Raw genomic sequence first — 11,212 nt, 5'->3', positions numbered from 1 at the left:
GGGGGGCGGGTTTTTTTTAAAAACACCCCGGGGGGGGGGGGCGCCGGGGGGGGGCCCCCCCGCGGCCCGCTGCCTGGTGCGGCGATCGGGCGCCGCCTGGCTGATCTGCCGTGAACCGGCTGCCCTCCCCGGCGAGGCCATGGTGCCGCCCGCAGGCCGCCTCCTCTGGGACGGGCGGTGGCAGGTGACCGCGCCACCCGGCCTGACCGTCGGCGCGGTGGGGGCGGAGGCGCGCCCGCTCGCGCGCATCCATCCGCATGCGGCCGGGTTGCCGCGCGCCGTGCTCGCCACCCTGCCGGCGCTGCGCGACGGACGCGCGCTGGTGGCGGTGCCGCCGATCGGGTATGATCCGCACCGCCTTGGAGGGATGATCCGCGCGGTCTTCAGGCCCCCTGTGCCGGTGTCTGCGCCCGCACCGCATCGTGTGGTGACGGCGAGCATGGTGGCATTGGCGTGCGGCAGCGCCATCCCATCTTGAGGATACGAGGCGCGCCTGCGCGCCGAGGATAAGGATGCCGTCCGCGTGAGCAATTTCGGCCGCAATCTCGCCCTCTGGGTGATCATCGCGCTCTTGCTGGTGGCGCTGTTCAATCTCTTCCAGCCCGCCGGCCAACGGACGATGGCGACCCAGGTCGCCTACAGCGACTTCCTGAACGAGGTGAACAACGGCCAGGTGCGCGACGTGACCATCCAGGGCCGCACCGTCACCGGCCAGCTCACCGACGGGCGGACCTTCCAGACCTTCCTGCCCGAGGGTTCGGGGATCGTGCAGAAGCTGACCGAGCGCGGCGTGCGCGTGGTCGCCAAGCCCGAGGAGAGCGAGGTCAACCCGATCTTCCACTACCTGCTCTCCTGGTTCCCGATGCTGCTCTTGATCGGCGTCTGGATCTTTTTCATGCGCCAGATGCAGTCGGGCGGCGGACGCGCGATGGGCTTCGGCAAGTCGCGCGCCAAGCTGCTCACCGAGAAGCAGGGCCGCGTCACCTTCGACGACGTCGCCGGCATCGACGAGGCCAAGGGCGAACTCCAGGAGATCGTCGACTTCCTGCGCGATCCGCAGAAGTTCCAGCGCCTCGGCGGCAAGATCCCCAAGGGTGTCCTGCTGGTGGGTCCCCCCGGCACGGGCAAGACGCTGCTCGCCCGCTCGATCGCGGGCGAGGCGAACGTGCCGTTCTTCACGATCTCGGGCTCGGACTTCGTCGAGATGTTCGTGGGCGTCGGTGCCTCCCGCGTGCGCGACATGTTCGAGCAGGGCAAGAAGAACGCGCCATGCATCATCTTCATCGACGAGATCGACGCGGTCGGGCGGCATCGCGGCGCAGGGCTCGGCGGCGGCAACGACGAGCGCGAGCAGACGCTGAACCAGCTCCTGGTCGAGATGGACGGGTTCGAGTCGAACGAAGGAGTGATCCTGATCGCCGCGACCAACCGTCCGGACGTGCTGGATCCGGCGCTCCTGCGCCCCGGCCGGTTCGACCGCCAGGTGGTCGTGCCGAACCCGGACGTGAACGGGCGTGAGAAGATCCTGCGCGTGCACATGCGCAAGGTGCCGCTCGCGGCCGATGTCGACCCCAAGGTGCTGGCACGCGGCACGCCGGGTTTCTCGGGAGCGGATCTCGCCAACCTGGTCAACGAGGCTGCCCTGCTCGCCGCCCGGCTCGGCAAGCGCGTGGTCGGCATGGCCGAGTTCGAGCAGGCCAAGGACAAGGTCCTGATGGGGGTGGAGCGCAAGAGCCTCGTGATGAGCGAGGAGGAGAAGCGCATGACCGCCTATCACGAGGCGGGACACGCGCTCGTCGCGCTGTCGATGCCGGAATGCGATCCGGTGCACAAGGCCACCATCATCCCGCGGGGCCGCGCGCTCGGCCTCGTCATGTCGCTGCCCGAGGGCGACCGCTACTCCAAGCACAAGTCCAAGCTGCTGCAGGAGCTCGCCATGGCGATGGGCGGGCGCGCGGCGGAGGAGATCGTGTTCGGCCCCGACCGCGTCTCCAATGGTGCCGCCGGCGACATCAAGATGGCGACGGATCAGGCGCGCCGGATGGTGACGGAGTGGGGCATGTCCGACAGGCTCGGCATGATCGCCTACGGCGAGAACAGCCAGGAGGTGTTCCTCGGCCATTCGGTCACCCAGTCCAAACACGTCTCCGAGGCGACCGCGCAGGAGATCGACCGCGAGATCAAGCGCATCATCGACGAGGCCTATGCGACCGCGAAGCGCGTGCTGACCGAGCGGCGCGCGGATCTCGACCGGCTGGCCAACGGCCTGCTCGAGTACGAAACGCTCTCGGGCGAGGAGATCAAGGCCCTGCTCGCCGGCGAGGAGATCGTGCGCAAGCCGCCGGAGGAGACGCCGCAGCCCGACCAGCGCCGCGCCTCGGTGCCGACCTCCGGGCGGATCCCGCGATCGGGCCGCGCGCCGGGCGCGCTGGGGCTTGAGCCGCAGCCCAACGTCTGATGCGGCCTTGCCGCGCCGCTATCTCGAACCGCTTCCCGGCGGGCGTCTGCGCCTGATCGAGCGCGCGGGCCCTGCGATCCTGCGCGATCACGTCGTGGTGGAGGCGCCGGCGGATTGGGCGGAGCTCGCCGCGCGCGCCGCCGCGCGGCCGGCGCCGATCCTGCCCGGCCTGCCCGTGGACCGGCCGCTCGTCATGGGGGTGATCAACGTCACCCCCGACAGCTTCTCCGACGGCGGCGACCATCTCCGGCCGGAGGACGCGATCGCCGCCGGCGAGGCCATGCTGGCCGCCGGCGCCGACATCCTCGACATCGGCGGCGAGAGCACCCGCCCCGGTGCCGAGCGGATTCCCCCGGCCGAGGAGATCCGCCGGATCGTGCCGGTGATCGCTGCGCTGGCGCCGCACGCCCCGGTCTCGGTCGATACGCGCAACGCCGCCACCATGCAGGCGGCGCTCGCCGCCGGGGCGCGCATCGTCAACGACGTCTCCGGCCTCGCGCACGACCCGGAGGCCGCCGCGGTGGTCGCCGCCGCGGGCTGCCCGGTCGTGCTGATGCACATGCGCGGCACGCCCGCGACCATGACCGCGCTCGCCACCTATGACGACGTCGTGCTCGACGTGCATGACGAGCTCGCGGACCGTGTCGCCGCGGCCGAACAGGCCGGGATCGCGCGCAGCCGCATCGTCCTCGATCCGGGGATCGGCTTCGCCAAGACCGCCGAGCAGAACCTCGAGCTGCTGCGCCGGCTCGGCCTGTTCCGCAGCTTCGGGCTGCATCTGCTGGTGGGTGTCTCGCGCAAGCGCTTCATCGGCCAATACGGCGAGGCCCCGGAGCCCAAGGCGCGCGGGCCCGGGAGCTTGGCGGCGGCCCTCTGGGCGGCGATAAACGGGGCCTCGATCCTGCGGGTCCACGACGTGGCCGATACGGTGCAGGCGCTGAAGGTCTGGCGCGCGATCGCCGGAGCCTGAGCGGAGGAGGCAAGGATGGACGGCGGCAACGGGGTGAGGCGGCGGCTGTTCGGCACCGATGGGGTGCGCGGCCGCGCCAACGCCGCGCCGATGCAGGCGGGCACGGCGCTCACGCTCGGCCAGGCGGCGGCGGTGGCGTTCCGCCGCGCCGACCCGACGCACCGCCACCGCGTGGTGATCGGCAAGGACACGCGCCTCTCGGGCTACATGGTCGAGCCGGCGCTGACGGCGGGCTTCATCTCGATGGGCATGGACGTGATGCTGGTCGGCCCGCTGCCCACACCGGCGATCGCGATGCTGACGCGCTCCTTGCGCGCCGATCTCGGCGTGATGATCTCGGCCAGCCACAACAGCTTCGAGGACAACGGCATCAAGCTGTTCGGTCCCGACGGCTGGAAGCTCTCCGATGCCACCGAAGCCGAGATCGAACGGCTGATGGAGGATCCGGCGCTGGCGGATGCGCTCGCCAAGCCTGCGGATCTCGGTCGCGCCCAGCGGCTCGAGGACGCGGCCGGACGCTACATCGAGGCGGCGAAGGCGACCTTCCCGCGCGGGCTCAGGCTGGACGGGCTGCGCATCGTCGTCGATTGCGCCAACGGCGCCGCCTACAAGGTCGCACCGCTGATCCTCGCCGAGCTCGGCGCCACCGTGATCCCGCTCGGGGTGAAGCCGGACGGGTTCAACATCAACCGCGACTGCGGCTCGACCGTGCCCGAGCACATGCGCGCGCAGGTGGTGGCGCAGGGCGCCGATCTCGGCCTCGCGCTCGACGGCGACGCCGACCGGCTGATCCTCGCCGACGAGACGGGACAGGTGGTGGACGGCGACCAGCTCCTGGCGCTGATCGCCGATGCCTGGGCGCGGTCGGGTCGGCTCGCGGGCGGCGGCGTGGTCGCGACCCAGATGAGCAACATGGGGCTCGAGCGGTTCCTGGCCGCGCGCGGCCTCCGGCTCGAGCGGACCAATGTCGGCGATCGCTACGTCGCCGAGCGGATGCGCGAGGGCGGGTTCAACCTGGGCGGCGAGCAATCGGGCCACATCATCCTGTCGGACTTCGCGACCACCGGCGACGGGCTGGTGGCGGCGCTGCAGGTGCTGGCGGTGATCGTCGAGACCGGCAGGCCGGCCTCCGCCGTCTGCCGCCAGTTCGAGCCGCTGCCGCAGCGGCTGCGCAACGTCCGGCACAGGGGTGTCTCGCCGCTCGACCAGCCGCCGGTGCGCCGTGCGGTGGCCGAGGCCGAGGCGGCGCTGGCCGGGCGCGGGCGGCTCCTGATCCGCCGGTCCGGCACCGAACCGCTGGTGCGCGTCATGGTCGAGGCGGAGGACGAGGCGCTGATGGACCGTGTCGTCGACGACCTGGTCGGCGTGATCGAGGCTGCGGTCGAGCAGGAGGCGGCGTGAAGGGGCGGGTGCTGATCGTCGCCGGTTCGGATTCGGGCGGCGGAGCGGGGATCCAGGCCGACATCAAGGCGGTCACCGCGCTCGGTGCCTTCGCCATGACGGCGGTGACGGCGCTGACGGCGCAGAACACCGAGGGGGTGGCGAATGTGCTGCCGATCCCGCCCGGCTTCATCCGCGAGCAGATGAACGTGGTCGTCTCCGATCTCGGCGTCGACGTGGTGAAGACCGGCATGCTGCACGACGCGGCCGTGATCGAGGCGGTGGCGGAGGAGCTCGCCCAGCTCGCGCCCGCCGTGCCGGTCGTGGTCGATCCGGTGATGGTGGCGAAGGGCGGGCACCGGCTCTTGGAGGAGAGCGCGGTGGAGGCGCTGACGCGACTGATGATCCCGCGCGCCACGGTGATCACCCCGAACGTTCCGGAAGCCGAGACGCTCTCCGGCATGGCGATCATCGGCATCGAGGACATGCGCCGCGCGGCCGAGGCGCTGCTGCGCGCAGGCGCGCGGGCGGTGCTGCTGAAGGGCGGCCATCTGCCGGGCGAGCGGGTGACCGACCTGCTCGCCACGGGCGACGGGATCGAGGCCTTCGAGAGCCCGCGCGTCGAGACGCGGCACACGCATGGCACCGGTTGCACCCTCGCCTCGGCGGTCGCGGCGGGTCTCGCGCAAGGCATGGCGCTGCGCGAGGCCGTGATCCGCGCGCGGCACTACGTGCTGCTGGCCATGGCCTCGGCTCCCGGCTATGGCCGGGGGCACGGGCCGCTCGACCACGCAGTCACGGTCGATCCGGCGCGGCTCGCGGCCCTCGCGCGCGCATGACCGGGGCACTGCCGCTCTACATCGTCGATGCCTTCGCCGACCGGCCCTTCGCCGGCAACCCGGCCGCGGTCGTGCCGCTCGAGGAATGGCTGCCGGACGAGGTGCTGCAGGGCATCGCGGCCGAGCACAATCTGAGTGAGACGGCCTTCGTCGTCGCCGAGCCCGAGGGGCTCTCCCTGCGCTGGTTCACCCCCACGGTCGAGGTGCCGCTCTGCGGCCACGCCACGCTTGCGGCGGCGTTCGTGCTCGCGACCGAGCGCGGCCTCGCGCCGCCCTTCGCGTTCCGCACACGCTCGGGCGAGCTCCGCGTGACCCGCGAGGACGGGCTCTACGTGCTCGACTTCCCGGCCAATCCGCCCGTGCGGACGAACGCGCCGCCAGGGCTTGCCGGGGCGCTCGGCGCGACCCCGCGCGAGGTGTGGAAGGGGCGCGACTGGATCGCGGTGTTCGACGACGCCGCCACCGTGCGCGCGCTTGCGCCCGATCACGCGCGCCTCGCCGCGCTGCCGGGCGAGGACGCGCGCACCATCGCGACCGCGCCGGGCGACGGCGGCGCGGACGTGGTCAGCCGCTACTTCGCGGCGAAGATCGGCATCCCCGAGGACCCCGTCACGGGGGCGGCGCATGTGCAGCTCGTGCCGCTGTGGGCGGCGCGGCTCGACAAGGACAGGCTCACCTGCGTGCAGGCCTCGCGCCGCGGCGGCACACTGCACTGTCGCCTCGCGGGCGACCGCGTGCTGATGGCGGGCGCGGCGCGGCTCTACGCGCGCGGCGAGATCGTTGCCATTTCCAGTTGATCCGGCGGACGGAGCGCGCCGCACCGCCCGCCCGTGCGCCGCCGGAGGGCACGCGGCACCGCACCAGGCACGCCGAACAGGAACCCTTGCAGCATGTCCGCGCCCTCCTCGCGCATGAAGCGGGCCTGGGCCTCGGTCTCGACTCCCTCGGCCACCGTGGTCGCGCCGAGCTCGCCGGCGAGCCGCAGCACGGCGCGCAGCAGCGCGAGCGAACGGCGGCAGGCGGGCGCGCGCGCGACCAGCCCCCGGTCCAGCTTGATGATGTCGAAGGGAAAGTCCCGCAGATAGCCGAGCGAGGCGTGACCCGAGCCGAAATCGTCCAGCGCCAGGCCGACCCCCAGGGCGCGCAGCGTGGCGATCGTGTGCAGGGCCGCGCGCGTGTCGCGCATCAGCACGCCCTCGGTCACCTCGATCACCAGCCGGCCGGGCGCGAGTCCGCTCTCGCGCAGGATGGACTCGATGAAGCCCACGCCGTCGGCCAGGAAGAGGTTCGGCGGCGAGATGTTCACGTGGATGCGCACCGGCGCGGTCCAGCCCGCCGCCTGGCGCACGGCGGTGCGCAGCACCCAGCGGTCGAGATGCGCGATCAGCCCGCGTTCCTCGGCGATCGGGATGAACTCGGCGGGGGCGACGCTGCCGCGGCCGGGCCGCGGCCAGCGGATCAGCGTCTCGAGCGCGGCGAGCGCGCCGGTCTCGGCGGCGACGATCCGCTGCCAAGCCAGGCGGAACGGCTCGCGGCCGGGCGGGATCAGCGCCTCGCGCAGGGCGCGGGCGAGGCCGTGCCGGCCCGCCCCGGACTCGTGCTCGCCCTCCGCCGCGGCATCGCAGGTCCGGTTGCGGCCGCTCCGCTTGGCGCGGGCGAGCGCGCGATCGGCCCGTTCGAGGACGCGATCCGCCTCGGCGAGATCGGCCGGCCACCGCACGAGCCCGATCGAGACGCTGAGCCGGACGAGCTGCCCGGCGATCGCGAACGGACGCACGAAGACGCGGTGCAGACGCTGCGCCAGCCGGGCCGCCTCGTCCGGCGCAGGGCTGATCAGGCCGAAACAGTTGCCGTCCAGGCGCGCGACCATCGTTTCGGTCCCGGCCTCGGCGCGCAGCCGTGAAGCGGCCTCGGCCAGCGCGGCATCGCCGCCGTCGTGACCGAACAGGTCGTTGATCTGCGCGAAGCGGTCGAGATCGAGCAGCAGCACGGCGTGCGCCGTGCCGTCCTCGGCCAGGCGATGCTGGTGGCGCTCGAAGGCGGCGGCGTTGGCAAGGCCGGTCAGCGCATCGGTCTCGGCGAGCCGGGCGAGGCGTCGGACGGTGTCGTGCAGCCGCAGCGCGTCCGTCACACCGCGGGCGAGATCGGCGAGCGTCTCGACCAGCAGGGGCGAGGCGCGGCGGGGGACCGTGTCGGCCACGCAGAGCCCGCCGATCGCATGACCGCCGGGCCCCTTCACGGGCACGCCGGCGTAGAAGCGGATGCCGGGCGGCCCGGTCACCAGCGGATTGTCGGCGAAGCGCGGGTCGCGCGTCGCATCCTCGACCACCAGCGGCCGGTCGGGCGTCAGGATCGCATGGGCGCAGAACGAGACCGCGCGCGGCATCTCCGCCGCCGGGATGCCGATCCGCGACTTCAGCCACTGCCGGCCGGTATCGAGGAGCGACAGGGCGGCGATCGGCGCTGCCGCGACGCGGGCGGCGAGCCGCGTGAAGACGTCGAAGCGCTCCTCGGCCGGGGTATCGAGAATCTGGAGGGCCCGCAGCTCTGCGATCCGCTCGGCTTCATCGGCTGGAATGGGGGCAGGGGGCATGGCTGGCACCCTGGCATCGGTCCGTCACCGCGGCGTTAACGCGCACGCGCCTCGCGCGGCTTGCATGCCGGCGGCTCGCGGAGTATCAGCCGCAGCGGGTCACGCCCCCCCACCGGGGCGCTTCGCTTCTGGAAGGGAGCATCCGCCATGGCGCATGACGCCATCCGTCCGCCTGTCCGTCCGAACAATCCGCATTTCTCCTCCGGCCCGTGCGCCAAGCGGCCGGGCTGGTCGCTCGCCGCGCTTGCGGGCGCAGCCCTCGGGCGCAGCCACCGTGCCAAGGGGCCGAAGGCCAAGCTCGCCGAGGTGATCGAGCGCTCGCGCGCGATCCTCGGCCTGCCGGCGGAGTGGCGGCTCGGCATCGTGCCCGGCTCCGACACCGGGGCGATCGAGATGGCGATGTGGACGCTGCTCGGGCCGCGCCCGGTGGATGTGCTGGCCTTCGAGAGCTTCGGCGAGGCCTGGGCGACGGATGTCGCGAAGCAGTTGAAGCTCGAGCATCGCGTGCTGGCGGCACCCTACGGCCGCCTGCCCGACCTTTCGGCGGTGGACTGGTCGCGCGACGTGGTGTTCACCTGGAACGGCACCACCTCGGGCGTGCGCGTGCCGAACGGCGACTGGATCGCCCCGGACCGCCAGGGGCTCGCGCTCTGCGACGCGACCTCGGCCGCCTTCGCCATGCACCTGCCCTATGACCGGCTCGATGTCGTCACCTGGTCCTGGCAGAAGGTGCTGGGCGGCGAGGCGGCGCACGGCATGCTGGCGCTGTCGCCGCGCGCGGTGGAGCGGCTGCTCTCGCACAGGCCCGCCTGGCCGCTGCCCAAGATCTTCCGCCTCGTCTCGGGCGGGAAGCTGATCGAGGGGATCTTCCGGGGCGAGACGATCAACACGCCCTCGATGCTGTGCGTTGAGGACGCGCTGGACGGGCTGCGCTGGGCCGAGGGCATCGGCGGCCTGACAGCGCTGGTCGCGCGGTCGGAGGCCAATCTCGCCGCGGTGGCCGAGTGGGTCGCGCGCACGCCGAACTATGCCTTCCTGGCCGAGGATCCGGCCACACGGTCCTGCACCTCCATCTGCCTCTCCATCACCGCGCCCTGGTTCACCGCGCTGGATGCCGCGCGCCAGGCGGACGCGGCGAAGGCGATCGCGGCGCTGCTGGAACAGGAAGGTGTCGCGCTGGATGCGGGCGGCTATCGCGATGCCCCGCCGGGGCTTCGCCTCTGGGGCGGCGCGACGGTCGAGACCGCCGACATGCGCGCGGTGCTGCCCTGGCTCGACTGGGCGGCCGACACGGTCGCCGCCCGCTTCGCCGCCGTTTCCACCGCGGAGTGATCCCCATGCCCAAGGTCCTGATCAGCGACAAGCTGTCGCCAGCCGCGGTCGAGATCTTCCGTGCGCGCGGCATCGAGGCGGACGTCAAGACCGGCCTGTCGCCCGCCGAGCTGCGCGCCGTGATCGGCGACTACGACGGGCTTGCGATCCGCTCCGCCACCAAGGTGACGGCGGAGCTGCTGGCGGTCGCGCGCAACCTGAAGGTGGTCGGCCGTGCCGGGATCGGCGTGGACAACGTGGACGTGAAGTCGGCGACCGCGCGCGGCGTGGTGGTGATGAACACGCCGCACGGCAACGCGATCACCACCGCCGAGCATGCGATCGCCCTGATGTTCGCGCTCGCGCGCCAGATCCCAGAGGCCTCCGCCTCCACCAAGGCGGGCAAGTGGGAGAAGAACCGCTTCATGGGCGTCGAGCTCTACGGCAAGACGCTCGGCCTGATCGGCTGCGGCAACATCGGCTCGATCGTCGCCGACCGTGCGCTCGGCCTGAAGATGAAGGTGATCGCCTACGACCCGTTCCTGTCGGAGGCGCGCGCGGTCGCGCTCGGCGTCGAGAAGGTCGAGCTCAACGACCTCTTCGCCCGCGCCGACATCATCACGCTCCACACGCCGCTCACCGAAGGCACGCGCCACATCATCGACGCGCGCGCGATCGCGAGGATGAAGAGGGGCGTGCGCATCATCAACTGCGCGCGCGGCGGGCTGATCGTCGAGCAGGACCTGCACGAGGCGCTCGTCTCCGGCCATGTTGCGGGTGCGGCGCTCGACGTGTTCGAGACCGAGCCGGCGACGGAGAGTCCGCTCTTCGCGCTCGAGAACGTCGTCTGCACGCCGCATCTCGGCGCCTCGACGACCGAGGCGCAGGAGAACGTCGCGCTGCAGATCGCCGAGCAGATGAGCGACTTCCTGCTCACCGGCGCGGTCCAGAACGCGATCAACATGCCCTCGGTCTCGGCCGAGGACGCGCCCAGGCTCAAGCCCTACATGGAGCTCTGCCGCCTGCTCGGCGCCTTCGCGGGCCAGCTCTCGGTCGCACGCGACGGCGGGTTCCGCGCCGTCGCAATCGAATACGAGGGGGCGGCGGCAGAGCTCAACCACACGCCGCTGACCGCGGCCGCGCTCGCCGGCCTGCTCGGGCCGCTGATGGAGGGGATCAACATGGTGAACGCCCCCCATGCGGCGCGCGAGAAGGGGATCGAGATCACCGAGGCGGTGCATGACCGGCCGAGCGAGTACCAGACGCTGGTGCGCATCGCCGTGACCACCGACCGCGACACGCGCGCGGTCGCCGGCACGCTGATCGCGGGGTCGCGGCCGCGCATCGTCGAGATCAAGGACATCCCGGTGGAGGCAGACTTCTCGCGCCACATGCTCTACGTCACCAACGAGGACAAGCCGGGCTTCATCGGCCGCTTCGGCATGACGCTGGCGGAAGCGGGGGTGAACATCGCCACCTTCCACCTGGGGCGGAACGCGCCGGGCGGCGATGCGATCTGCCTGGTCTCCGTCGACGAGCCCGTGCCGGCCCCGGTGCTGGAGGCGGTGCGCCGCCTGCCGCTGGTCAAGCAGGCGACGCCGCTGTCGTTCTGAGCGGGCAGGGCAGGGGGCGGAGCGCGCCCTGCCCTTGATCTTTGCCGC

9 protein-coding genes are annotated in these 11,212 nt (G+C 72.4%); 8 read left to right on the top strand and 1 reads right to left on the bottom strand.

Going from position 1 to position 11,212, the window contains the following annotated elements; translation table 11 throughout:
* Positions 1 to 139 precede the first annotated feature (139 nt).
* Genes FK498_RS05850 through FK498_RS05825 form a run of 6 tightly spaced genes read left to right on the top strand, consistent with a single transcriptional unit; the run spans position 140 to position 6,444 of the window.
* Complete coding sequence (locus FK498_RS05850) at positions 140 to 478, top strand: hypothetical protein (RefSeq protein ID WP_141852483.1); 339 nt, start codon at positions 140 to 142, stop codon at positions 476 to 478.
* Positions 479 to 523: 45 nt separating this feature from the next.
* Positions 524 to 2,458, top strand: coding sequence for an ATP-dependent zinc metalloprotease FtsH (gene ftsH, locus FK498_RS05845; protein ID WP_141852481.1), 1,935 nt, complete (start codon positions 524 to 526; stop codon positions 2,456 to 2,458).
* Between the two features lie 7 nt (positions 2,459 to 2,465).
* Entirely contained in the window at positions 2,466 to 3,428 is a 963-nt protein-coding gene (gene folP / locus FK498_RS05840; protein ID WP_202614758.1) for a dihydropteroate synthase, read from the top strand.
* A gap of 15 nt (positions 3,429 to 3,443) precedes the next feature.
* Positions 3,444 to 4,829, top strand: a complete 1,386-nt coding sequence (glmM, locus tag FK498_RS05835; protein ID WP_141852479.1) for a phosphoglucosamine mutase — start codon at positions 3,444 to 3,446, stop codon at positions 4,827 to 4,829.
* Positions 4,826 to 5,647: a bifunctional hydroxymethylpyrimidine kinase/phosphomethylpyrimidine kinase gene (thiD, locus tag FK498_RS05830; RefSeq protein WP_141852477.1), complete on the top strand. Its 822-nt coding sequence runs from the start codon at positions 4,826 to 4,828 to the stop codon at positions 5,645 to 5,647. Before glmM ends, thiD begins: the two co-directional genes overlap by 4 nt.
* On the top strand, positions 5,644 to 6,444 hold the full coding sequence (locus FK498_RS05825; RefSeq protein ID WP_141852475.1) for a PhzF family phenazine biosynthesis protein: 801 nt from the start codon (positions 5,644 to 5,646) through the stop codon (positions 6,442 to 6,444). Before thiD ends, FK498_RS05825 begins: the two co-directional genes overlap by 4 nt.
* On the opposite strand, the gene FK498_RS05820 is transcribed toward FK498_RS05825, so the two are convergent.
* Positions 6,408 to 8,240 (bottom strand): bifunctional diguanylate cyclase/phosphodiesterase, encoded by a 1,833-nt coding sequence (locus FK498_RS05820; RefSeq protein WP_141852474.1) that lies wholly within the window; start codon positions 8,238 to 8,240, stop codon positions 6,408 to 6,410. The two genes, FK498_RS05825 and FK498_RS05820, sit on opposite strands and share 37 nt — an antisense overlap.
* Before the next feature lie 147 nt (positions 8,241 to 8,387).
* Here FK498_RS05820 and FK498_RS05815 point away from each other — a divergent pair, with 147 nt between their 5' ends.
* Positions 8,388 to 9,572 carry a phosphoserine transaminase gene (locus FK498_RS05815; RefSeq protein ID WP_141852472.1) on the top strand — a complete coding sequence of 395 codons (1,185 nt, stop codon included), beginning with the start codon at positions 8,388 to 8,390 and terminating at the stop codon, positions 9,570 to 9,572.
* A 5-nt stretch (positions 9,573 to 9,577) separates the two neighbouring features.
* Positions 9,578 to 11,164: a phosphoglycerate dehydrogenase gene (serA, locus tag FK498_RS05810; RefSeq protein WP_141852470.1), complete on the top strand. Its 1,587-nt coding sequence runs from the start codon at positions 9,578 to 9,580 to the stop codon at positions 11,162 to 11,164.
* The last annotated feature ends 48 nt before the right edge of the window (positions 11,165 to 11,212 follow it).

Source organism: Elioraea sp. Yellowstone, assembly GCF_006704265.1.
Lineage (GTDB): Bacteria > Pseudomonadota > Alphaproteobacteria > Acetobacterales > Acetobacteraceae > Elioraea.
The sequence above is the reverse complement of the archived record's forward strand: the minus strand, read 5'-3'. Positions and strand labels throughout refer to the sequence as shown.